This window comes from Rhodococcus sp. 105337 (assembly GCF_012844225.1).
Taxonomy (GTDB): Bacteria; Actinomycetota; Actinomycetes; order Mycobacteriales; family Mycobacteriaceae; genus Rhodococcus.
The window spans coordinates 42,906-65,381 of sequence record NZ_JABAGQ010000012.1 but is presented as its reverse complement, the minus strand read 5'-3'; the positions used below and the strand labels follow the sequence as shown (position 1 = coordinate 65,381).

The following is a 22,476-nucleotide window of genomic DNA, read 5'->3' as shown; positions in this document are numbered from 1 at the left end:
TTTGAAACCGACCATCCCCCTACGGCCCCGGTCGTGGGCCGCGCTTCACCCCATCCGAGGAGGCCCGGTGCCCGAACACGCGCAGGTCGAGGCGCGCAACCGCGCGGAGGCCGGCTCCGCCACTCCCGCACCGCGCCGCCGGCCCAAGAACCGGAAGGCGCAGATCGCCACCGTTGCCGCCGAGGCCTTCAGCGAACGCGGCTACCACGGAGTGAGCATCGACGAGATCGCGTCCGCAGTCGGCATTTCCGGTCCCGCGCTGTACCGGCACTTCCCGAACAAGTACGCGCTCTTCCACCACGCCGTCGCCACGCTCGCCGACGCGCTCGAAGGCGCACTGAACGAGCTCGATCCGGGGGACGACCAGAATCCGGCCGACGTGCTCGACCGGCAGCTCACCTCGCTCATCCGGACCACCGTCGACAACCGGCGCACCGGGGGTCTGTATCGCTGGGAGCGGCGGTACCTCACCAGCGACGACCGCAGCGTGATCCGCTCGAAGATGGTGGCGATCAACAGGCGGCTCGCGCATACCCTCTCCCGTCTGCGACCCGATCTTTCCGATTCCGACCACGTGTTGCTCAGCACGGCCGTGCTCAGTGTCATCGGCTCGATCACCACCCACCGCGCACCGTTGTCCACCCGTCGCATCCAGCAGTTGCTGCTCGATGCCTGCCGCGCACTCGCCGCGGTCCCCCTCGTACCGGATCTCCCGGAAGCCGACCCGGCGCCCGCACCCCAGGGCCTCACCATGGCGAACAAACGCGAAGTGCTGCTCCACGAGGCCGTGCTGCTGTTCGATGCCCGCGGTTACCACGAGGTGAGCATCGAGGAGATCGGGGCGGCGGCGGGCATCAACGCCTCCGGGGTCTACCGGCACTTTCCCAGCAAAGCCGAACTTCTCGCAGCCGCGTTCCGGCGCGCCGCCGATCGGGTGGCGGTGGCCGTGGGCGCGGCCCTGACCGAGTCGACGACACCGGCCCAGGCGCTCGAGACCCTCAGCGACTTCTTCATCCGGCTGTCGTTCGAGCACAGCGCCCTGATGTCGGTGTATTTCGCGGAGATCGGGAACCTTCCGGCCCATCACCGCAGCGACCTGCGGAACATCCAGCGACTCAACATCGAGGACTGGGCGCGGCTCATCGGGGAACTGCGCAGCGACCTGTCGCCGGTGGAATGCCGCTTCCTCGTGCACGCGGCCCTCAACGTCGTGCTCGACACCGGCAACCTCCTGCGATTCCGGTCCACCGCATCCACGCGGCGCCGAGTGCAGCAGTTGATGCTCGCGATACTGCTCGGCACACCCCGGCCGGAAGCACAGCACGGATGAGGCGCACGGCGACGGCAGCAGTTCTCCGGACGTACGGGGCCCCGTTGCAACTCGAGCAGGTCAGCGTCCCCGATCTTCGTCCCGACGAAGTCCTCGTGCGCATTCGCGGCGTCGGAATCTGTCACACCGACCTCACCGCGGCGGCCGGGGGCGTCCCCATTCCGGTGCCCGCGGTCCTCGGACACGAGGGCGCCGGCGTCGTCACCGAAGTCGGCACGGCGGTGACGCGACTCGCGGTCGGAGACGCGGTGGTTCTGGGTTTCGATTCGTGTCGGCAGTGCCGCAATTGCACACGCGGCCGACCCGCGTATTGCGCCCGCTTCGCCGGGCTCAACTACGGCGGTACCCGGAGCGACGGCACGACTGTTCTTCAGGACGCGAACGGCCGTGCCCTGCACGGCAACTGGTTCGGGCAATCGTCCTTCTCGTCGCTGGCGGTGGTCACCGAGCGCAATGCGGTGCGGCTGCCCTGCGACGTACCGGTCGCTCTCGCGGGACCTCTCGGATGCGGGCTCGCCACCGGCGCGGGCACGGTCCTCCGGGTTCTTCGGCCGGAACCCGACTCGTCGATCGTGGTGTTCGGCCTCGGTGCGGTCGGGATGGCCGCGATCATGGCCGCCCGCATCGCGGAGTGCACCACCATCATCGGTATCGACCCCAACCGTCGCCGGCACGACCTCGCGCGCGAACTCGGGGCCACCGAGGTGGTATCGCCCGACGAGCACGACGACCTCGGCCGTCATCTCCGTCGTCTCACGGGCGGCGGAGCCGATTTCGCGGTCGAAGCCGTCGGGACCGAATCGGTTGTTCGGCAGGCGTTGTCGTCGTTGGGCAGTCCCGGCGTGTGCGCGACACTCGGCCTGCAGGCAGGCCGCAATCCCATCACGGTCGATCAGACGCATCTGCTCGGCGGGCGCACGCTGACCGGAGTGATCGAAGGTGACGCGGATCCTCATCGGTTCCTGCCCGAACTCGCGGACCTGTGGCGTGACGGCCGTTTCCCCGTCGAGAAACTGGTCCGTACGTTCGACTTCACAAAACTCGACGACGCCCTCGATGCCGTGCGCTCGGGCGAAGTCGTCAAGGCAGTTCTGACCTTCGACAACTAGAGGAGACGACATGGACGTAGTTCGGCACGTCGCGGACCTTCGCGCCCGCACCGAGACAATCGATCCGCGCGAACTCGACGCGTTGTGGCCGCGTCTCACGCCGGCACGGATAGACGATCTCGTCGGATTCCGCTGGAAAGGGTTCAGCTTCGATACCGGCCATCGCACCCACGGGCTTCTCGGCGCGTCCCGGTGGTACGGGAAGACGTTCGTCTCACCGACCGAGGTGCAACCCCTGGTGTGCCGCGGTGAGGACGGGGAACTGTTCTCCGACAAGGAAACCGGTCGCGGAGAGGCGAGCCTGTGGGAAATCGTGTTCCGGGGCGAGGTGACCGCGACGATGGTGTACGACGGCATGCCCGTCTTCGACCACTTCAAGAAGGTCGACGACGACACACTGATCGGTGTGATGAACGGGAAGGGAAAACTCGTCTTCGACGGCGGAGAGCACTACTGGTTCGGACTCGAGCGCGACGTGGCTCTCTGAGTTCTCCGTCAGATAAGATGCTGCTGCGCTGCCATGCGGCGGCGCATGTCGCGCAGGTAGTACGTCGCCGACAACTGCCGGATCGGCCTCGGGACGAGGCGATAGAGCGGGGGAAAGACCTTCCAGAAGAGGTCGAATCGGCGCTGGTCGCGCCGACTCCACGGAAGGGCGAACTCCTCTCGCAACCGTTGCGGCAGAAGGCCTATCGTCATGAACCGCTGCACGGGCATCAGCGCGCGGACTGCGAGGGGGGCGTCGCCACCGGAAAGCAGGTGGCGCGTGAAGGCACGAACCTTCGCGTCCACCTCGAACGACGCGATCTTCTCGTCCCAGTACGCCTCGAAGTCGGCTCGCGTGGCCGGCCACATGTGTTCCTTGACCTGAAGCGCGGTTCCGTACACCGCCGATTGGCGATACAGGTGCTCGAGGTCGTTGTCGCCGAGTTCGCCGAACATGCGCGAGTACATCTCCGCACCGTTGCGGTACAGCGTCGCCGCCACCCACAGCTGGAGTTCGGGATCGAACGCGGTGTACGTCTCCGAATGCACCGGCACATGGGCCTTGTTGACCATCCGCACGATTTGCTGCTTCTCCTCGGGGGAACCGAGCGTGACCGCGTAGACGTAGGTCATGGTGGTCCGCAGCCGGTCGAGCGGCCGTTGCAACGTGGTGCTGTGCTCGGCAACGCCGTGCCCGACTCCTCGCTCCGCGAGTTGCAGGAGAACAGTGGCCCCTGCTCCGAGGAGCAACATGGACTCACCCACGAAATCGGCGAGGTCGACGGAGCCGGGCGGAATCGGACGGGACTCGGTGGCGACGCGGGGTGCGCCCTCTCCGGTGCGGGTCACCATGGGCTCTCCTGACGGGAATACGGATGCAGCACGATCATTCGAATTGTGCACACCCGTGTTCAGATAGGCAAGCGCCGGTCCTACACCCCCGGCCGGTCCGTCACCACGCGCCGGCGATGCTCGACCAATCTCTCCGCCGCGTCGTCGAACTGCACCAGGGTCTGCGTGATCACCTCGTTGTGATCACGGACCCGCATCGCCTCGATGAGCTTGGTGTGCGCCGTGACCGCCTTCGTCCCCCACCCGGTGTCGCGTGCGTAGAGGCGGTACGGGATGACACGTGCCGCATTGTTGAGGAACCAGGCGAGTTTGGGACTGCCCGCGATGCGGTTGACCTCCCGATGGAAGTCGAACTCCGCGTCGGCGATCCGCTCCACATCCGGCACCGCGCCGCCGGGAATTGCGACGAGCGAGCGCAACCGCTCGTTGAGTTCCGCGAGCCGCACGAGATCCTCGGCAGTGACCCGATCCACGGCGCGCAGCGCCAGTTCCACCGCGATCTGCCCCTGCAACCAGAAGATGTCGTCGATGTCGGACCTGTTCAGGGGTGAGACCCGGTATCCACGATTCGGCGCCGACTCGACCATTCCTTCGCCCCGCAGCGTGAGGAGCGCTTCGCGCACCGGCGTGACGCTGACCCCGAGTTCGGCGGCCGTCTCGTCGAGGCGGATGAAATCTCCGGGCCGGAGCGCGCCCGACATGATCGAGCCGCGCAGGTGCCCCGCGACCTCGTCGGACAACTGCGGTCGCCGCCGCATCGGCAACCCCGCCCGCGGCCGGATCCCGCCCCGCTCACTGGCCTTGTCGGTGCTCGGTGTGGGTGCCGACATATCGTCTCCTGAGGTAGTCCGGACAACTGCACACAGGGGTTGTCCAATCACCGCGACAGCGCCTAATGTGATGTCCACTACAGCTATCACATCAAATATATTTGATGCGGTCCACAGGAAGTGTCGGTCATGACCCAGAATCTCAGTCCCTCGGAGACCTCGGAAGCGGGTACCGCGAAGGCGGTTGCCGCCTCGGAACACTCCGACACGTTCGCCAGCCTCGACCCCCGCACCGGCGAGGTGATCGCCGAGTATCCGATCGCCGATGCCGCCGAGGTTGCCGCCGCCGTCGACCGCGCACGGATCGCCTCACGCTGGTGGGAGGCGCAGGGATTCCGCGGACGCCGGGAGTGGCTGCTCGAGTTCAAGAAAGCCATTGCGTCCGACGCCACCTCGCTCGCCACCGTCGTGTCGAGGGAGACCGGAAAGCCGTACGGGGACGCGTTCCTCGAAGTCCTGCTCGCCGTCGAACACCTCGACTGGGCCGCGCGCAACGCGAAGAAGGTGCTCCGCCCGCGCAGGGTCCCGTCGGGCGTCGCAAGCTTCAACCAGGCGGCCACCCTCGAGTACAAGCCGCTCGGCGTCGTCGGTGCGATCGGGCCGTGGAACTACCCGGTCTACACACCGATGGGTTCCATTGCCTACTCGCTGGCGGCAGGAAACGCGGTCGTCTTCAAGCCGAGCGAACTCACGCCGGGCGTCGGAAAGTGGCTCGAGGACAAGTGGAATTCGATTTCCCCGTCCCAGCCTGTGTTCCAGGTGATCACGGGTCTCGGGGAAACGGGTTCGGCGTTGGTCCGATCGGGTGTCGACAAGGTCGCGTTCACCGGATCCGGTCCCACCGCACGCAAAGTCATGGCCGCGTGTGCCGAGACGCTGACCCCGCTCGTCGCCGAGTGCGGCGGTAAGGACGCAATGATCGTCGCGGCCGACGCCGACATCGACAAGGCGGTGGAATTCGCCGCCTTCGGTGCGTTCGGCAACGCCGGCCAGACATGCGCGGGCGTCGAACGGATCTACGTCGTCGAGCCTGTCTACCGCGAGTTCCTCGACAAGCTCACCGCGACCGTCTCGCGCGCACATCCGGGCGGGGACACCGATTCGACCTACGGCCCGATGACTCTGCCGCGCCAGGTGGACGTCGTGCGCGGCCATATCGAGGATGCGCTCGCGAGCGGGGGCAAAGCGGTACTCGGCGGCCTCGACTCGATCCAGGGTCTCGTCATCGGACCAGTCATCCTCACCGACGTCCCCGAGACGTCCACGGCCGTGTGCGAAGAAACCTTCGGTCCCACGGTGGTGGTCAACCAGGTTCGCGACCTGGACGAGGCGGTCGATCGCGCCAACGGCACCGAATACGGTCTCGGGGCGTCGATCTTCATCGGCAACAAGTCCAAGGGACGCGAGCTCGCCGAGCGCCTGCGCAACGGCATGGTGTCGATCAACTCGGTGCTCGGTTTCGCCGCCATCGCGTCGCTGCCGTTCGGTGGCGTCGGCGAGTCGGGCTTCGGACGCATCCACGGCGCCGACGGCCTTCGCGAGTTCAGCCGCCCCAAGTCGGTCACGGTCGAGAGGTTCAGTTCCCCACTGAAACTGATGAGCCTCGAGCGGCCGGCGCGTGACCTGAGGATTTCCGAACTCATGCTCAAGTACATGCACGGAAGGTGATCGGATGACGACCACTCCCCCGCGCACCCGCAGCCGCAAGGCGGCCGTCGTGGCGAGTCCGGCGGCTCGTATCGAGAAGGCAGGAACGTTCGCGCCCCCGGACCGCGAGCCTCGCCCGCGGCGGGGTCGCATGGGGTGGGTCAAGGTCATCGAAGAACTCGACCCGGTGACGCAGCACCAGGACATCCACCGGATCACGGCCGGGTACGAATTTCCTTGGGACTACCAGCGTTCCCTCGAGTTCGCGTTGTTCCGTACGTACTGCGTTCCCACCATTTCCGCACTCCTCGCGCGCACCGGTGAATTCGAGAAGCGCCCGCAGAAGCGTTACGACGACACAGCGCTGCTGATGGCCGAACTCGTCGAGCACGGATACGACGCCGAACGCGGCCGCGAATCGCTGCGGAACATCAACCGGATGCACGGCAAGTACTCGATCGACAACGACGACATGCTGTACGTGCTGTCGACCTTCGCGTTCGACCCGCTCGACTGGATCGACAGGTACGGGTGGCGTCGCCTCCACCCGAACGAACGTCTCGCGTCGTTCCACTTCTACCGGCAGGTCGGTATCCGCATGGGTATCAAGGACATTCCGGAGACGTTCCAGGAGTACTACCGGTTCAAGCAGGACTACGAGCGGACGAGGTTCGTCTACAGCGACGACAACCACGCCATCGGGACCTACACGCTGCGGCTGTTCCAGTCCTGGTACCCGAAACCGCTGCGCGGTGGAGTCGAGAAGGTCGTGTACTCGCTGATCGACGACCGGATGGCCGCGGCGTTCGGGTTCCCGAAGGGCTCGGCTCGGATGCGGGCGGTGTCCGAGGGTGCGCTGCGCGCACGGTCCGCACTGGTCCGCCGCTTCCCGAAACGACGGGCGTCGCTCTCCGCAAGCAATCCGAGCAACCGGACCTACCCGGGTTACCCGCTCGGATACCGTCCGCGCGACCTCGGCGTAGAGCAGCACTGACGTCGCAGCGCCCAGGCCCCGCCCGTCGCCGTCAGACCCCCGCCGCCGTCAGACTGTCGTCGAGCCGGACCGACGCGTCTGTCGTGACGGCAACGCGAACGCCGACGCGAAGACCACGATCGCGCATGCGGCACACACCAGATAGGCGATGACGAACCCGGCGGTGCTCACACCGCCCGCGAAGGCGTGAGCGGCGAGCACCGATGCGACCACTGCGCTGCACACCGTGCTGCCCACCGTGCGCAGCAGAACGTTGACGCCGTTGGCTGCCGCGTTCTGCTCCAGGGGTACGGCTCCGAGGATCAGCACCGGCAAGGTGCAGTACACGAGCGACGTGCCGACTGCCGCGACGAAGATCGCGGCCACGACCAGCCAGAGCGGTTTGTCCGGCACCGCGTGGATACCGTAGCCGGCGAGCAGGAACAGCGCACCGATCATGATCGTCACCTTCGGACCGAATCGCTCGGTGATCCGCGACGCCACGATCGCAAAGATCATCATGGCGAAGCTCGCGGCGAGCTGGCACGCCGCCGCCTGGAGGATCGTCAGACCGTATCCCGCGCCCTCGCCCCTCGGTGCCTGCAGCAACTGGGTGGTGATGAGGGTGTTTCCGTAGAACGCGAATCCGACGAGCAACGCCGACAGGTGCGGCGTGAGCACGGAACGCCGAGCGGCGACGCGAAGGTCGACGAGCGGATTGCGGTTGCGCAGTTGCTGGAAGCCCCAGATGCCGAAGACAACCACGGCGGACGCGGCCATGGACAGCACCGCCGGGCTCGTCCAGCCCCACGAACTGCCCTGGGTGATGGGCACCAGCAAACAGATCAGTGCTGCCGACAATCCGGCCGCACCCACCACGTCGAAGCGTCCGCCCGCGCGGCTGTCCGACTCCGGCACGACCAACCACGCCGCAAGCGTCACGCCCGCACCGATGGCCGCGGTCACCCAGAACAACAGGTGCCAGTCGGCGAATTGCACGATCGCGGCGGCGAAGGGGATTCCGACCGCGGTGCCGATGCCGAGGGTCGAGCTGAGCATCGCAACCGAGCGGTCCACGCGATCGCGCGGCAGCACCTCGCGCAGGATCGCCATGCCGATCGGAAGCACTGCGGCGCCCGCTCCCTGCAGGCCGCGCGCAAAGATGAGCAGCCCGATGTTCGAGGTCATGGCGCAGATCAGCGAGCCGATCGTCATCACCGTGAAGGCGATCAGGAGCATCTTCTTCTTGCCGATCATGTCGGCGAGGCGGCCGAAGATCGGTGTCATCACCGCGCCGACCAGCAGCGTCGCCGTCACCAACCACGACACCGCGGTCGGTCCGGCACCGGTGAAGCCCGGCATGCTGGGCAGCAGCGGCACCATGACGGTCTGCATGATCGCCTGGAAGACGGCTCCGACCGCGAGCACCGCGAAGACGAACCGGCCCAGGTCCGGACGACGGGCAGCGCGAGCGTCGATGCGGATTCGTTCAGCGGGACGGAAGCGGCGGGGCACGGACAGCCGCAGAGGGACCGAAACTGTCAAGGCCCCTCCTCGGCATAGGTGAATGGGTGTTCACCAGATTAGGTGAACACCCATTCACCTCACAACACGAGTGAGACGATTCACTCCCGAATGCCGTCGAGAAGCGTCTGCACCAGCGGTGCGTAGAGGGCCACGACCTCGTCCAGCGTTCCCGTGGCGTGCTCCCGCATCATGCGACGACGCATGATCGCGAGACCCATCACCGCCGACATCGCCAGTTCGGCGCGCAACCTCGCATCGGCGCCCGGCAGCCTCGCGGCAAGAGCATCGATCATCTGCGTCGAATAGTTCTCACGCAGCAGGCGATTGCTCTCGTCGCTCGCCCCGCTCATGAACAGAATGTTCATGGACAACGGCTTGTACGGTTCGAGCGGACGGGCGAACATCGCGACCATCCGCTCCCCCAGCGTCTCCAGCGGGCCGTCGAACAGCACCTGCGCGCCGGCTTGGAAATCCACCAGCGCTTCGTACAACTGCTCCTTCGAGCCGAAGTACTTGATGATCAGCGGAGCACTCACCCCCGCGTCCACCGCGATGTCCTTGAGGGTGATGTCGCGGTACGGCCGGGTCGCAAAGGCCTTGCCCGCCGCATCGAGGATCAGCTTGCGCGTCTCGTCCGAACTCCGTCGGCGCTTCTCGGGTTCGTCCGTTGAGATGTCGTCCGCGGCTCCGCCGGTCACATCGCTCGCCGGCCCGACAGCGCACGTCCGAGGGTGAGCTCGTCCGCGAACTCGAGGTCACCGCCCATCGGCAGGCCGGACGCGAGGCGCGTCACGGTCAGCCCGGGGAAGTCGCGCAACATCCGGACCAGATACGTCGCGGTGGCCTCGCCCTCCGTGTTGGGATCGGTCGCGATGATCACCTCGGAGACGTCGACGCCGTCCTCCTGGTTGCCGATCCGGGTGAGAAGTTCCCGGATGTGCAACTGGTCAGGCCCGATGCCGTTGAGCGGATCGAGCGCACCACCGAGCACGTGGTAGCGGCCGCGGAACTCGCGGGTGCGCTCGATCGCCTGCACATCCTTGGGTTCCTCGACCACGCAGATCTGTGTGCGGTCGCGCCGGAGGTCGGAACAGATCCTGCACCGCTCCCGATCCGACACGGTGCCGCACACCTCACAGAACTGAACCCCGTCGCGCACCTTCTGCAACGCCGCCTGGAGTCGGTCGATTTCGGGAGGCTCCACCGACAACAGATGGAACGCGATGCGCTGCGCACTCTTCGGCCCGACACCGGGAAGCTTGCCCAGCTCGTCGATGAGGTCCTGTACCGGTCCTTCGTACAACGCGAGCCTCTAGAGACCGGGCAAGCCGGGAATGCCGCCGCCGAGACCGCCGGCGAGCGGGCCGAGCTTCTCGGCGGCACTCTCCTGCGCCTTCGCGGATGCATCGGCGATCGCGCCGACCACCAGGTCCTGCAGTGTTTCGATATCGTCGGGATCGACGACCTTCGGATCGATGTGCACGGCGACGACCTCGCCCGTGCCCTTCACCGTCGCGGTCACCAGGCCTCCACCGGCCTGACCGGTGACCTCCTCCTGTGACATTTCGTTCTGAGCGGCCATCAGTTGCTGCTGCATCTGCTGGGCCTGAGCGAGGAGTTGCTGCATGTCGGGCATTCCACCGGGTTGCACGGACACGTCCTTTCTGCACGTTTGTCTGTCCAGGGTAGTCGTCCACCGTCTGCGGTGATACGACAGAGAGTTCAGTCCACTTCGTTCTTCAGGTTCTGAAGGACCTGCTGCTGGATCTTGCGCAGCCCGATCGGCGCGAAGGTCTTCTCGAAGAATCCACCGATACCGCCCGCTCCGTTCCAGCCGGTGAGGACGACCACCGTCGAACCCGTGCCGTGGGGCACGACGCTCCAGGTGGTCACGAGCGACGAGTTCGCGTCCGTCTCCGTGATGGTGCTGCCGGAGACGGAGACGGTGGCCTGCACATCGCGCTGCCGCTTCTCGGTGGCCTGGAGAATCCAATGCACGACGGTGCCCTCACCCCGGCCACCCGAGATCACCCGGTAGTCGCGGTAGTGATCCGACAGGATGCGCGGGCGCACCGTCTCGTAATCGGCGAGGGCGGCAAGCACCTTGTCGGGCGCTGCCTCCAGTTGTATCGAACTGCTCGCACTGACCTGCGCCATGTCGATTTCCTCCGTAGTCGATCGGATATTGCTCGTGGACGAGTTCTCCGTCCATCCTGCCTTCTCCTCAGTACCGGGACGGGCACGAGCCACGGGTTTATTGTGGGTGTGCCATCAAGCAGCGCCGCAGGGGAGTCGATGCTCATGCTGGGAAAGCCACGCGCCACGAGTCCGTACGGACTGCAGGTTCACCGCGAAGGTGTGGAACGACTGTTGCGCTCGTACCGCGACATTCCCGAGCGTGCGCCGGTACGGCTCGCGAAAAAAACGTCGAATCTCTTCCGTGCCCGCGCGAAAGTGGATGCCCCCGGGCTGGACGTCTCCGGCCTCGGCGGTGTCGTGTCGGTCGATCCGCGTACCCGCACCGCGGATGTCGCCGGGATGTGCACCTACGAACACCTCGTCGACGCGACATTGCCCTACGGGCTTGCTCCCCTCGTGGTTCCGCAACTGAAGACCATCACCCTGGGCGGCGCCGTCACCGGTCTCGGAATCGAGTCGACCTCGTTCCGGAACGGTCTGCCCCACGAATCGGTGCTCGAGATGGACATCCTCACCGGCGCAGGTGAGATCGTCACGGCGCGGCCCGACGGCGAACACTCGGATCTGTTCCGAGGATTCCCCAATTCGTACGGGTCCCTCGGATACGCGACCCGCCTGAGGATCGAACTCGAACCGGTCAAACGGTTCGTTGCCCTGCGCCATCTGCGGTTCGATTCACTCGCCGAGATGCAGGCAGCGCTCGACCGGATCACCGCCGACCGCGTGTATGCCGGTGTCGCTGTGGACTACATCGACGGCGTCGTCTTCTCCGCCGAGGAAAGCTACCTCACACTCGGGGTCCAGACGGACGAGCCGGGTCCGGTATCCGACTACACCGGACGCGACATCTACTACCGGTCCATCCAGCACGCGTCGGTCAACCATCCCAAAACCGATCGGCTCACGATCCGCGACTACCTGTGGCGCTGGGACACCGACTGGTTCTGGTGTTCGAGGGCGTTCGGGGCACAAGACCCCCGAATCCGCCGGTTCTGGCCGAAGCGACTGCTGCGCAGCAGTTTCTACTGGAAGCTCATCGCGCTGGACCACAAATACGCGGTCGCCGATCGTATCGAGGCACGCAAGGGCAATCCCCCTCGTGAACGTGTCGTGCAGGACATCGAGGTACCGGTCGAACGCACCGAGGAATTCGTGCGCTGGTTCCTCGAAGAAACCCCCATCGAGCCGATATGGCTGTGCCCGTTGCGATTGCGCGAGCGTCACGGACCGGGCGGTGCGTCGTTCGATGCCCAGCGTCCGTGGCCGCTGTATCCCCTCGAACCCAAACGCACGTATGTCAACGTCGGCTTCTGGTCCTCGGTGCCCGCCGATCCCGGCGGGGTCGACGGTGCCGCGAACCGGCTCATCGAAAACAAGGTGGCGGAACTCGACGGTCACAAATCCCTGTACTCCGACTCGTACTACACACGCGACGAGTTCGAGAAACTGTATTACAGCGGTGGGGAATACACCGCACTCAAGAAGAAGTACGACCCGCGGTCCCGCTTACTGGACCTTTTCTCGAAGGCGGTGCAAAGAAGATGACCACGTTCAAGTCCGAGCCTTCGGCCGGCGTGCGCCCGGCCGATGACAAGATCCCCCTCGCGAAGATCGTCGAAACCGTCACGGGCGGCGCCATGCCGCTGCGTTTCACGGCGTACGACAATTCGGCCGCGGGTCCGGAAAACTCCCCTTACGCCCTTCATCTCGCGTCGCCCAAGGGCGCGACCTACATCGCGACCGCCCCCGGCGACCTCGGGATGGCGCGCGCATACATTTCCGGTGAACTCGAGATCCGCGGCGCTCATCCCGGTAACCCCTACGCTTTGCTTGCCGCCCTGGGAGACATGCATTTCGAGCGCCCCCCGGTCCGCGTCCTCGCGCAGATCGCCCGGTCGCTCGGTACGGAACTGCTCAGGCCGATCGCGCCGCCGCCGCAGGAACATCTGCCCCGATGGCGCCGCGTCGCGGAAGGTCTCCGGCATTCCAAGAATCGCGATGCCGAGGTCATCCATCACCACTACGACGTGTCCAACACGTTCTACGAGTACGTACTCGGCCCGACGATGACGTACACGTGCGCTCTCTTCGATTCCGAGAGCCAGAAACTCGACGATGCCCAGGAGAACAAGTACCGCCTCATCTTCGAAAAGCTCCGCCTGCAACCCGGTGACCGTCTCCTCGACATCGGTTGCGGCTGGGGCGGAATGGTGCGCTTCGCCGCGCGCCGTGGAGTGAAGGCACTCGGGGTGACCCTGTCGCGCGAGCAGGCGGAGTGGGCGCGGCAGGCGATCGCGGACGAAGGGCTCGGCGATCTGGCCGAGGTTCGGCACTCCGACTACCGCGACGTGACCGAAACCGGATTCGACGCGATCTCGTCGATCGGCCTCACCGAGCACATCGGCGTCGGAAACTACCCCGCGTACTTCCAGTTCCTGCACGACAAGCTGCGGGTGGGCGGGCTGCTCCTCAACCACTGCATCACGCGCCCGCACAACCGTGGGCGGGTGAAGGCGGGCGGATTCATCGACCGGTACGTGTTCCCCGACGGGGAACTCACCGGCTCCGGCCGCATCATCACCGAAGCGCAGAACGTCGGATTCGAAGTGGTGCACGAGGAGAACCTCCGGCAGCACTACGCGTACACCCTCGCGGGCTGGTGCGAAAACCTCGAAAAGAACTGGGATGCGTGTGTCGCCGAGGTGGGCGAGGGCACCGCGCGGTTGTGGGGCCTGTACATGGCCGGGTCCCGGCTCGGATTCGAACGCAACATCATCCAGTTGCACCACGTGCTCGGCGTCAAGCTCGGCGCGGACCAGCGTCCGCAGGTACCCCTGCGCCCGTGGTGGGTCGCATAGCCCCCGCCGCCGGCGGCCTCACACCGATGACGCCGTAGCCGGAACGAGGAAGGGCCCCGAAGCGATTCGGGGCCCTTCCTGTCTATCGGACATGCATGCGCAGGTCAGTCGCGGAGCGACGCCGGCGGGGTGAAGCGCTCACCGTACTTCGCGGCGAGTTCCTCGGCCCGCTTCACGAAGCCGGCCTTGCCGCCCGGGTATCCCGTGACGAACTGCGAGACACCACCGGTCCACGCCGGGAAGCCGATGCCGAGGATCGAACCGATGTTGGCGTCGGCGGTGGTCTCGAGAACACCCTCGTCGAAGCACTTCTGCGTCTCGATGGCCTCGGCGAAGAGCATCCGGTCGATCAGGTCCTGCAGCGGAACATCCAGGGTCGCGACGGTCTTGAACTGATCGCGCACGCCCTGCCAGATGCCCTGACGCTTGCCGTTCTCGTCGTACTCGTAGAAACCGGCCTTCTCCAGACGACCCGGACGACCCTGCTCGACCATCCAGTCGATGACGTCGAGCGCGGGGTGACGGGTGGCGCCCATCTTGGTGTCGCCCTGCTTGGCGGCCTCCGCGGTCTCCTTGGCGATCTTCTGCATGAGCTTCATGTTCAGCTCGTCGGTCAGCTGCAGCGGCGGAGCCGGGTAGCCCGCCTGCGAACCGGCCTGCTCGATCGTCGCGGGCTCGATGCCCTCGCCGAGCATCGCGATGGCCTCGTTGACGAACGTGCCGATGACTCGCGAGGTGAAGAATCCACGGCTGTCGTTGACGACGATCGGGGTCTTGCGGATCGCGAGCGTGTAGTCGAACACGCGGGCCAGCGCCTCGTCCGAGGTCTTCTCACCCTTGATGATCTCCACCAGCGGCATCTTGTCGACCGGCGAGAAGAAGTGGATCCCGATGAAGTCCTCGGGACGCTTCACACCCGTGGCGAGACCGGTGATCGGCAGCGTCGAGGTGTTGGAGCCGAGCAGCGCGTCGGGTTCGACGATGTCCTCGATCTCCTGGAACACCTTGTGCTTGAGCTCGGTGCTCTCGAAGACGGCCTCGATGACGAAGTCGACACCCTTGAAATCGGCCGCGTCGGCGGTCGGGTGGATGCGGCCGAGCAGTTCCTTGGACTTCTCCTCGGTGGTCTTCCCACGCGAGAGTGCCTTGGCCTCGATCTTCTCCGAGTAGTTCTTGCCGCGCTCGGCGGCCTCGATGCTGATGTCCTTGAGGACGACCTCGTACCCGGCACGCGCTGAGACGTACGCGATGCCCGCGCCCATCATGCCGGCGCCGAGCACGCCGATCTTCTTGATCTCACGCTTGGGCACGTCCTTCGGACGCGACGCGCCGGAGTTGATGGCCTGCATGTCGAAGAAGAACGCCTGGATCATGTTCTTCGCGACCTGGCCGGTGGCCAGTTCCGTGAAGTAACGGGACTCGATGGTCGACGCGTTGTCGAAGTCGACCTGCGAGCCCTCGACCGCGGCGGACATGATCGCGCGCGGAGCCGGCATCGGCGCGCCCTTGATCTGCTTGCGCAGGTTCGCCGGGAACGCGGGGAGGTTCGCGGCGAGCGAGGGGGTCGACGGGGTGCCGCCGGGGATCTTGTATCCCTTGACGTCCCACGGCTGAACGCCACCCTCGGGATTGGCCTTGATCCACGCCTTCGCAGCGGGAACGAGTTCGTCGACGCTGCCGACGACCTCGTGAACCAGGCCGATCTCCTTGGCCTTCACGGCGTTGTACTTGTTGCCCTGCAGCAGGACCGAGAGGAGCGCGGTCTGGATGCCGAGCAGACGCACGGTGCGGGTGATACCGCCGCCACCGGGCAGCAGGCCGAGGCTGGCCTCGGGCAGGCCGATCTGAACGCCCTTGACGTCCGCAGCGATCCGGTGATGGGTCGCGAGAGCGATCTCGAGGCCACCGCCCAGGGCCGCACCGTTGATGGCGGCGACGACGGGCTTGCCGAGGGTCTCGAGGCGACGGAGGTCTGCCTTGATGTCCTGCACCTCGTCGAACGCGGCCTGCGCGTCGTCCGGCCCGATCGCGATGATGTTGCGGAGGTCGCCTCCGGCGAAGAAGGTCTTCTTCGCCGACGTGATCACCACACCGCTGATCGAGTCCTTCTCCTCGACCAGGCGGTCGACGGTGGCTTTCATGGAGGACTTGTAGAGCGCGTTCATGGTGTTCGCGCCCTGGTTGGGGTCGTCCAGGGTGAGCACAACGATGCCGTCGGCGTCCTGATCCCAAGAAATCATGTTGTCGGTCACTGTATTTCGAATCCTTCCGGGTATCAGACGCGCTCGATGATGGTGGCCACGCCCATACCGCCACCGATGCACAAGGTGACGAGGGCGCGCTTGGCTCCGCGGCGCTCGAGCTCGTCGATCATGGTGCCGGTGATCATGGCGCCGGTAGCGCCGAGCGGGTGACCCATCGCGATGGCGCCGCCGTTGACGTTGAGCTTCTCGTCCGGGATCTTCAGATCCTTCTGGAACTTCAGGACGACGGACGCGAACGCCTCGTTGATCTCGAAGAGGTCGATGTCGTCGGCGGTGAGACCGGCGGCGGCGAGCACCTTCTCGGCGGCCGGAGTCGGGCCGGTGAGCATGATGGTCGAATCGGCACCCGAGGTGGCCGTCGCCACCACGCGGGCACGCGGGGTGAGACCGAGATCCTGGCCGGCCTGCTCGGAGCCGACGAGCACGAGAGCCGCGCCGTCGACGATGCCCGAGCTGTTACCGCCGTGGTGGACGTGGTTGATCTTCTCCACGAAGTGGTACTTCTGCAGCGCGACAGCGTCGAAGCCGCCCATCTCGCCGACCGAAGCGAACGACGGCTGCAGCTTCGCCAGACCCTCGAGGGTCGTGTCGGGACGCATGTGCTCGTCCTGCTCGAGGATCGTCAGACCGTTCTGGTCCTTGACGGGCACGACCGACTTCGAGAAGTAGCCACCGGACCACGCTGCGGCTGCGAGCTGCTGCGAACGCAGTGCGTAGGCGTCGACGTCCTCGCGGGAGAAACCCTCGATGGTCGCGATCAGGTCGGCCGAGATGCCCTGGGGCACGAGGTAGCTGTCGTAGTTCGTGGCGGGGTCGAGCATCCACGCGCCGCCGTCGGAACCCATGGGCACGCGCGACATGGACTCGACACCACCGGCGAGGACCAGTTCGTCCCAGCCGGAGCGGACCTTCTGCGCAGCCATGTTGACGGCTTCGAGGCCGGACGCGCAGAAACGGTTGATCTGGACACCACCGGTGGTGGCCGGCATGTTGGCGACGGTGACGGCGGTGCGAGCGATATCGGCACCCTGATCGCCGACCGGGCCCACGACACCGAGGATGAGATCCGAGATGCGGTTCTCGTCCAGGTCGGGGAAGCGGACGCGCAGTTCGTCGATCAGGCCGGTAACCAGAGAGATCGGCTTGACGGAGTGCAACGATCCCGTCTTCTTGCCTCGGCCTCGTGGTGTTCGGATGGCTTCATAGATGAATGCCTCGGTGGTCACAGTGCGCAGGTTCCTTCCCGTGCTTGCGGAGTAACAGCACCGACGGCCCCCTTCGGAGCCGTCGTGCCCAACTTCACACCACCGTAGAAGGTGTGGCCCACAGCAGTAAGGACCGAAGCGATCGGGGTCCGTGACCGAACCGAGCGACCTTCCGTCAGAACACGCACCGCGAAGACGGTCGAAGAAACGGGGTTCGCTCTGGCACTGGGCAGTCGCCCGCAGCGATCTGATGGAGCAACTCGCCGATCAGCGGCCGAAGCTGACCAAGGATCGCAAGGAAGTGCAGCAGGCCGTGGGACTCGAGACCAAGGACGGTATCTGACCCGCCGCTACTTCTCGTCGAGTCGCTTCGCTCCCAGCATGTCCTCGAGCAGTTCGATCGCGACATCTTCGGGGTCGCGCCGCGCCGAGGGATCGCCCGGGGTGGCGGCCTCGGCGAACATCTGCTCGACGTCCTCGGGGGTCACCACAGACGGGTCCGGGGGCGGGAGCGGCACGTAGCCAGGCTCGAGTCCGGGGTCGTCGGGCAGGTCGGGCGCTTCCGGCGGCGGGATGTCGTCGTCGGGCGGGGTCGCGGAGGCATTCTGCGGAGGCCCCGACGGTCCGGACGGCGCCGGGGAGGGGGCAGGTGTCTGCTTCGCCTGGCTCGGACGGGAAAAGCGAGGCTGCCCGGACTGCTTCGACTGTGCTTGTGCGGGAGCGGTTGTGACCGGGGCGGCCGGTGCAGATCCGTGCAGGCATGTGACTTCGAACGTGCCGCCGAAGACGTCGCCGAGGGCGGCGGCGATCACGGTCGCGTTGCGAGGCTCGGCCAGTCGCTTGACCAGCGGCGCAGAGTCGTGGACGAGGACGACGCGGTTACCGTCGACTTCGCGCACCGTCGCACCGGACAACATGACCTCGACGGTGCGGCTGCGGTCTCGCACCTTCGCCCGGACCTCGGACCACACCGCGCGGATCGCGGCGGCGTCGGGTCCTGCCGCTACCGGCGCGGGGACCTCGGACACCTCCGGCGACAGCGGCTGTGCCGCAGCCGGATCCGGCTCGGGAGTACGCCGGGGTTCCGGAACGGCGTCGGGTTCCGGCGTGCCGGACGGGCTGTCTCCGGCCCGGACCGCATCTTGCGCGGGAACCGGCGGGGCCGGCTGTCGATCCCGCACGGGGGGCGACACCGGGTCGGGCTCGGACGGAGCAGGCGGGGATGCCGGGACCGCGGTGTCGGGCTGCGAAGGCGGCGTCGCCTGGCGCTGGGACGGCCGCCGGAATCGGGTCGCGGCCTCGTCCGGCGCTCCCGCCGGTTGCGGCGGGACGACGGCATCTGCCGGCGTCTCTCGTTCCGGAGCGGTGCCGCGGGCCGGTGCGGCGGCGGGCCGCGCCGCGACCATGCCTTGCTCGAGCCGTTCGAGTCGTTGCAGCACAGCCGAATCCGTGTCGGAGGCGGCGGGAAGCAACATGCGGGCGCACATCACTTCGAGCAGCAGACGCGGCGCGGTGGCACCTCGCATCTCCCCCAGTCCGGCGTGGACGATCTCCGCGTAGCGGGTGAGCGTGGCCGGTCCGATCCGTGACGCCTCGTCGCGCATCCGCTCGAGGACGTCACCCGGAACGTCGATCAGGCCGCGCTCGGGAGCATCGGGGACGGTGCGCATGAGAATCAGGTCGCGGAACCGCTCGAGAAGGTCGACGGCAAATCGCCGCGGGTCGTGACCGGCGTCCATGATCTTCTCGACGGTGCCGAACAGCGCCGCGCCGTCTCCGGCAGCGAGGGCATCGACTGCCTCGTCGATGAGCGCGACGTCGGTGACGCCGAGAAGCGACAGGGCCCGCTCGTAGGTCACGCCCTCCGGTCCGGCACCGGCCAGCAGCTGATCCATCACCGACAGCGAGTCGCGTGGGGAACCGCCCCCGGCACGAATCACCAGCGGGTAGACCGCGTCGGCGACCGGGACGTTCTCCCGCGTGCAGATCTCTTCGAGCAAGCCGCGCATGGCGGTGGGAGCGAGCAACCGGAACGGATAGTGGTGGGTACGCGACCGGATGGTCGGCAGCACCTTTTCGGGCTCGGTGGTGGCGAAGACGAAGATCAGATGCTCGGGCGGCTCTTCGACGATCTTGAGCAGGGCGTTGAAGCCCTGCGTGCTGACCATGTGCGCCTCGTCGATGATGAAGATGCGGTAGCGCGACTCGGCCGGCGCATAGAACGCGCGGTCGCGGAGTTCGCGGGTGTCGTCCACGCCGCCGTGACTCGCGGCGTCGAGTTCGGTGACGTCGAGGTTGCCTCCCCCGCCCGGACCGAGCGCGATGCACGACCGGCAGGTACCGCACGGCGTGGATGTCGGTCCCTTTTCGCAGTTGAGCGAACGGGCAAGGATGCGGGCGGACGATGTCTTGCCGCATCCGCGCGGACCCGAGAACAGGTAGGCGTGGTTGATACGGCCGGTATCCAGGGCGGTGCCGAGGGGAACGGTGACGTGCTCCTGCCCCACCACCTCGGCAAAGGTCGCGGGTCGATATTTCCGGTACAGGGCCACGCGCCGAGAGTACCGGCGCGGGCCGACACATGAGCAGGTCGGTCTCCGCGTCGCCGGCACATCCCCTGGTCCCGGCCGCGCGGGAGAGGCGTTGCGTGGGTCAGTTCATATCCGACCCTTGACGTAACGATATATCGCGTTCTATCTTGATCGTATCCACAGGAAGGGAGTGCACCTCATGCGCATCCACGGATTCCCCCACGGCGCGCGTCGCGCCGGACACGATCACGACTTCTTCCCCGACGGCCCGTTCCGTCCGGACGGCCCGCAGCGGGGCACGCCGCAACACCCCGGAGGAGGGCCTCATCCCCGGCCGCATCGCGGCGGACACCCACCCCGCGGCGGACGCAGGGGCCGTGCTCAGCGCGGCGACGTGCGCGCCGCCGTCCTGATGCTGCTCACCGACGAGCCGATGCACGGCTACCAGCTCATGCAGGCCATCGCCGAACGCACCGGCGGGGCATGGCGGCCCAGCCCGGGTGCCATCTACCCGACCATCGCCCAACTCGAGGACGAAGGACTCGTCGTCGTCGACAAGAACGGCGGACGCAAGCTCGTCTCGCTCACCGACGAGGGCCGCGCTCTCGTCGACGACCCGGAGAACGTCCCGGCAGACCCGTTCGAGGGCCACACCCGCGAAGCGGAGACACCGGACCTGCGTGCAGCCCTGCACGGGTTGCAGCACGCGGCGCGGTCTGTCGCCGTGACCGGAACCGACGCGGACGTCACCGCGGCACACAAGGTGCTCACCGATGCCAAGAAGGCGCTGTACCGGATTCTGGCGGAAGACGACGGTACGACCGCGTCGCCCGAGAGCGACTGAGTTCGACGGTGACCGAGTTCGACGCGGCCTGCGCTCAGCTCCCCGCGAACATCCGGATGCGCTGCTCCCGGCTGCGCTCGAGATGCGCGCGCATGTGTTCGCGGGCCGCGGTCTCGTCGCGCGCCCGGAGTGCGTCGAGGATCTGGGCGTGCTCGTCGTTGAGCAGGTCGGGCTCGCCGTAGTTCGACGGCGGGCCGGAGTCGTAGATCCGGAGTTGGGTGGTCAACCTCACCAGCAGCGCCGTGATCGTGGAGTTGTGCGCCGCCTGCCACAGCGCCTCGTGGAACCGGAAGTTTCCCGTTCGCACCGCGACCTCGCCCGTCGCATGGCAACACGAGTCGTGAAGTCGCTCCAGACGGGCCAGATCCAGGTCGGTGTGCCGGATGGCAGCGGCACCCGCAGCCTCCGACTCGAGCGCCACTCGCGCGGCGTAGATCTCGATCACGTCCTCGGGCGTGCCCGAACGCACCCGGAAACCGCGATTCGCGCGTTCCAGCAGACCGTCGTGGGCGAGCCAGTTCAGCGCTTCCCGGATCGGCGTGCGCGACGCGCCGTACGTCTCGCTGAGCTGAGTCTCGTGCAGAGCCGCACCCCGCGGGAACTTGCCGGCGAGGATGTCCGAGCGCAGACGCAGGTACTGCTTGGACGTCTGGTCGTCGCGCCCGGTCGGCGGCACTACGAGGAGCGAACTCCCCAACTCTGCCGCAGTGTCCTGCTCGGTCATGTGTGCCCCCGTGTGCTGATCCCGGTGTGTCCGCCGATTATGCCATTGATGACACACGAATACTTGCGTATACGCTCGTGGTCGTTTAGCGTCGCAAACGAGTTCCACGAAAGGACGACCGCGTGCCCGACCAGGCTTCACCATCCGAGCAGGTGCTGATCAGCGCCGAAACACTGGCACGTGACGTCGGCACCTACACGATCCTGGACGCCACGGTGTCCTTCCCCAAACCGCGATTCGACGGCGACTACCGCCCCGAATCCGGATACGCGGCCTGGCGCGGCGCCCACCTGCCGGGTTCGGTGCACGCCGATCTGCTCGGAGATCTCAGCGCCGACCATCCCACCCTGCACTTCTCCCGTCCGGCTCCGGACGGACTCGCCCGAGCCCTCGCCGGACTCGGAGTCGCTCCCGGCGCCGACATCGTCGTCTACGACGACGGCGGCATGACGTGGGCTTCCCGCCTGTGGTGGATGCTGCGCAACGTCGGCATCCCCGCCCGCGTGCTCGACGGTGGTCTCGCACGCTGGACTGCGCTGGGGCTTCCCGTCGAGACCGGCGACGCCGCAGAGAACCACGCCACCGGCATCCGAACCGACCTGACCGACCGCGGACTGTGGCGCGATCGGGAGGACGTCGTCGGCGTCGTCCGAGGAGACGAGCCCGGCACCTTGGTCTGCGCCCTCGACCACGAGCAGTTCACAGGCACCGCGACCACCCGCTACGCGCGTCGCGGGCACATCCCGGGAAGCCTCAACCTCTCGGCCAAGAGCCTGCTCGACGACGGCACCCTGCGGTCCGCGTCGCACGTGGCCGAACTGGCCGATGCGGCACTCGCCGGCGCTGCACGTCCGGTGATCCTCTACTGCGGTGGTGGCGTGTCCGCGTGCCTGGTCGCACTCGCGCTGGTCCGGGCGGGACGCGACGACATCGCGGTCTACGACGGGTCGCTCGAGGAGTGGGCCGCAGATCCCGCCCTGCCCATGGTCACCGGCACGACCGCGACCGAATCGACCGTCACGGAAGGGAAGGGCGACGCATGACGCGATGTCCCCGGTCCTGACCCTGCCCCGAATCCCCCTCTCCGACAGGATTTC

At 66.8% G+C, this 22,476-nt stretch carries 21 protein-coding genes; 10 read left to right on the top strand and 11 right to left on the bottom strand.

Annotated features, from left to right (window positions below; genetic code table 11):
- Window positions 1-67: 67 nt before the first annotated feature.
- Genes HF886_RS17440 through HF886_RS17430 form a run of 3 tightly spaced genes read left to right on the top strand, consistent with a single transcriptional unit; the run spans window position 68 to window position 2,926 of the window.
- The gene (locus tag HF886_RS17440; RefSeq protein WP_346765397.1) at window positions 68-1,330 is read left to right on the top strand and encodes a TetR/AcrR family transcriptional regulator; all 1,263 of its coding nucleotides are present in this window, start codon (window positions 68-70) and stop codon (window positions 1,328-1,330) included.
- Window positions 1,327-2,439, top strand: a complete 1,113-nt coding sequence (locus HF886_RS17435) for an NAD(P)-dependent alcohol dehydrogenase (RefSeq protein WP_169653001.1) — start codon at window positions 1,327-1,329, stop codon at window positions 2,437-2,439. The genes HF886_RS17440 and HF886_RS17435 overlap by 4 nt, the downstream gene beginning before the upstream one ends.
- 10 nt (window positions 2,440-2,449) lie before the next feature.
- Window positions 2,450-2,926: a DUF4334 domain-containing protein gene (locus HF886_RS17430; protein WP_169622590.1), complete on the top strand. Its 477-nt coding sequence runs from the start codon at window positions 2,450-2,452 to the stop codon at window positions 2,924-2,926.
- Window positions 2,927-2,934: 8 nt separating this feature from the next.
- On the opposite strand, the gene HF886_RS17425 is transcribed toward HF886_RS17430, so the two are convergent.
- Both HF886_RS17425 and HF886_RS17420 read right to left on the bottom strand, forming a co-directional pair.
- Window positions 2,935-3,777 (bottom strand): oxygenase MpaB family protein, encoded by an 843-nt coding sequence (locus HF886_RS17425; protein WP_169653000.1) that lies wholly within the window; start codon window positions 3,775-3,777, stop codon window positions 2,935-2,937.
- A gap of 80 nt (window positions 3,778-3,857) precedes the next feature.
- Window positions 3,858-4,535, bottom strand: coding sequence for a GntR family transcriptional regulator (locus tag HF886_RS17420; RefSeq protein WP_169653044.1), 678 nt, complete (start codon window positions 4,533-4,535; stop codon window positions 3,858-3,860).
- A 201-nt stretch (window positions 4,536-4,736) separates the two neighbouring features.
- On the opposite strand from HF886_RS17420, the gene HF886_RS17415 reads away from it, so the two are divergent.
- Window positions 4,737-6,275 (top strand): aldehyde dehydrogenase family protein, encoded by a 1,539-nt coding sequence (locus HF886_RS17415; RefSeq protein ID WP_169652999.1) that lies wholly within the window; start codon window positions 4,737-4,739, stop codon window positions 6,273-6,275.
- A 4-nt stretch (window positions 6,276-6,279) separates the two neighbouring features.
- Window positions 6,280-7,248 (top strand): oxygenase MpaB family protein, encoded by a 969-nt coding sequence (locus HF886_RS17410; RefSeq protein ID WP_169652998.1) that lies wholly within the window; start codon window positions 6,280-6,282, stop codon window positions 7,246-7,248.
- A gap of 48 nt (window positions 7,249-7,296) precedes the next feature.
- On the opposite strand, the gene HF886_RS17405 is transcribed toward HF886_RS17410, so the two are convergent.
- The 5 genes from HF886_RS17405 to HF886_RS17385 form a co-directional block, all read right to left on the bottom strand.
- Entirely contained in the window at window positions 7,297-8,712 is a 1,416-nt protein-coding gene (locus tag HF886_RS17405; protein WP_346765403.1) for an MFS transporter, read from the bottom strand.
- 140 nt (window positions 8,713-8,852) lie between these two features.
- On the bottom strand, window positions 8,853-9,452 hold the full coding sequence (locus HF886_RS17400) for a TetR family transcriptional regulator (RefSeq protein WP_346765226.1): 600 nt from the start codon (window positions 9,450-9,452) through the stop codon (window positions 8,853-8,855).
- A complete protein-coding gene (gene recR / locus HF886_RS17395) occupies window positions 9,449-10,057 on the bottom strand; it encodes a recombination mediator RecR (protein WP_169622585.1) in 609 nt (202 codons plus the stop codon). Before recR ends, HF886_RS17400 begins: the two co-directional genes overlap by 4 nt.
- Before the next feature lie 9 nt (window positions 10,058-10,066).
- Window positions 10,067-10,390: a YbaB/EbfC family nucleoid-associated protein gene (locus tag HF886_RS17390; RefSeq protein WP_169622637.1), complete on the bottom strand. Its 324-nt coding sequence runs from the start codon at window positions 10,388-10,390 to the stop codon at window positions 10,067-10,069.
- Window positions 10,391-10,476: 86 nt separating this feature from the next.
- Window positions 10,477-10,911 (bottom strand): SRPBCC family protein, encoded by a 435-nt coding sequence (locus HF886_RS17385; protein ID WP_169622584.1) that lies wholly within the window; start codon window positions 10,909-10,911, stop codon window positions 10,477-10,479.
- Between the two features lie 144 nt (window positions 10,912-11,055).
- Here HF886_RS17385 and HF886_RS17380 point away from each other — a divergent pair, with 144 nt between their 5' ends.
- Both HF886_RS17380 and HF886_RS17375 read left to right on the top strand, forming a co-directional pair.
- The gene (locus HF886_RS17380) at window positions 11,056-12,498 is read left to right on the top strand and encodes an FAD-binding oxidoreductase (protein WP_169622636.1); all 1,443 of its coding nucleotides are present in this window, start codon (window positions 11,056-11,058) and stop codon (window positions 12,496-12,498) included.
- Complete coding sequence (locus HF886_RS17375; protein ID WP_169652997.1) at window positions 12,495-13,811, top strand: class I SAM-dependent methyltransferase; 1,317 nt, start codon at window positions 12,495-12,497, stop codon at window positions 13,809-13,811. The genes HF886_RS17380 and HF886_RS17375 overlap by 4 nt, the downstream gene beginning before the upstream one ends.
- 104 nt (window positions 13,812-13,915) lie before the next feature.
- On the opposite strand, the gene HF886_RS17370 is transcribed toward HF886_RS17375, so the two are convergent.
- Both HF886_RS17370 and HF886_RS17365 read right to left on the bottom strand, forming a co-directional pair.
- Window positions 13,916-16,063 carry a 3-hydroxyacyl-CoA dehydrogenase NAD-binding domain-containing protein gene (locus tag HF886_RS17370; protein ID WP_169652996.1) on the bottom strand — a complete coding sequence of 716 codons (2,148 nt, stop codon included), beginning with the start codon at window positions 16,061-16,063 and terminating at the stop codon, window positions 13,916-13,918.
- 23 nt (window positions 16,064-16,086) lie between these two features.
- Window positions 16,087-17,301: an acetyl-CoA C-acetyltransferase gene (locus HF886_RS17365; RefSeq protein ID WP_169622581.1), complete on the bottom strand. Its 1,215-nt coding sequence runs from the start codon at window positions 17,299-17,301 to the stop codon at window positions 16,087-16,089.
- A gap of 130 nt (window positions 17,302-17,431) precedes the next feature.
- Between HF886_RS17365 and HF886_RS17360 the strand changes: the two genes are divergently transcribed.
- Window positions 17,432-17,623 (top strand): hypothetical protein, encoded by a 192-nt coding sequence (locus HF886_RS17360; RefSeq protein WP_169652995.1) that lies wholly within the window; start codon window positions 17,432-17,434, stop codon window positions 17,621-17,623.
- Window positions 17,624-17,630: 7 nt separating this feature from the next.
- On the opposite strand, the gene HF886_RS17355 is transcribed toward HF886_RS17360, so the two are convergent.
- Entirely contained in the window at window positions 17,631-19,832 is a 2,202-nt protein-coding gene (locus tag HF886_RS17355; RefSeq protein WP_169652994.1) for a DNA polymerase III subunit gamma and tau, read from the bottom strand.
- A gap of 178 nt (window positions 19,833-20,010) precedes the next feature.
- On the opposite strand from HF886_RS17355, the gene HF886_RS17350 reads away from it, so the two are divergent.
- The gene (locus HF886_RS17350; protein ID WP_169652993.1) at window positions 20,011-20,655 is read left to right on the top strand and encodes a PadR family transcriptional regulator; all 645 of its coding nucleotides are present in this window, start codon (window positions 20,011-20,013) and stop codon (window positions 20,653-20,655) included.
- Window positions 20,656-20,689: 34 nt separating this feature from the next.
- Here HF886_RS17350 and HF886_RS17345 read toward each other — a convergent pair whose 3' ends face one another.
- Entirely contained in the window at window positions 20,690-21,379 is a 690-nt protein-coding gene (locus tag HF886_RS17345; protein WP_169622566.1) for a GntR family transcriptional regulator, read from the bottom strand.
- A 122-nt stretch (window positions 21,380-21,501) separates the two neighbouring features.
- Between HF886_RS17345 and HF886_RS17340 the strand changes: the two genes are divergently transcribed.
- Complete coding sequence (locus tag HF886_RS17340; RefSeq protein WP_169652992.1) at window positions 21,502-22,422, top strand: rhodanese-like domain-containing protein; 921 nt, start codon at window positions 21,502-21,504, stop codon at window positions 22,420-22,422.
- Window positions 22,423-22,476: the final 54 nt, after the last annotated feature.

Bases quoted from the DNA above. Each gene is read 5' to 3' on its own strand.
- HF886_RS17420 (WP_169653044.1), bottom strand. From the start codon at position 4,535: ATGCGGCGGCGACCGCAGTTGTCCGACGAGGTCGCGGGGCACCTGCGC.
- HF886_RS17425 (WP_169653000.1), bottom strand. From the start codon at position 3,777: ATGGTGACCCGCACCGGAGAGGGCGCACCCCGCGTCGCCACCGAGTCC.
- HF886_RS17385 (WP_169622584.1), bottom strand. From the start codon at position 10,911: ATGGCGCAGGTCAGTGCGAGCAGTTCGATACAACTGGAGGCAGCGCCC.
- HF886_RS17410 (WP_169652998.1), top strand. From the start codon at position 6,280: ATGACGACCACTCCCCCGCGCACCCGCAGCCGCAAGGCGGCCGTCGTG.
- HF886_RS17350 (WP_169652993.1), top strand. From the start codon at position 20,011: ATGCGCATCCACGGATTCCCCCACGGCGCGCGTCGCGCCGGACACGAT.
- HF886_RS17435 (WP_169653001.1), top strand. From the start codon at position 1,327: ATGAGGCGCACGGCGACGGCAGCAGTTCTCCGGACGTACGGGGCCCCG.
- HF886_RS17380 (WP_169622636.1), top strand. From the start codon at position 11,056: ATGCTGGGAAAGCCACGCGCCACGAGTCCGTACGGACTGCAGGTTCAC.
- HF886_RS17415 (WP_169652999.1), top strand. From the start codon at position 4,737: ATGACCCAGAATCTCAGTCCCTCGGAGACCTCGGAAGCGGGTACCGCG.
- HF886_RS17345 (WP_169622566.1), bottom strand. From the start codon at position 21,379: ATGACCGAGCAGGACACTGCGGCAGAGTTGGGGAGTTCGCTCCTCGTA.
- HF886_RS17430 (WP_169622590.1), top strand. From the start codon at position 2,450: ATGGACGTAGTTCGGCACGTCGCGGACCTTCGCGCCCGCACCGAGACA.
- HF886_RS17375 (WP_169652997.1), top strand. From the start codon at position 12,495: ATGACCACGTTCAAGTCCGAGCCTTCGGCCGGCGTGCGCCCGGCCGAT.
- HF886_RS17390 (WP_169622637.1), bottom strand. From the start codon at position 10,390: ATGCCCGACATGCAGCAACTCCTCGCTCAGGCCCAGCAGATGCAGCAG.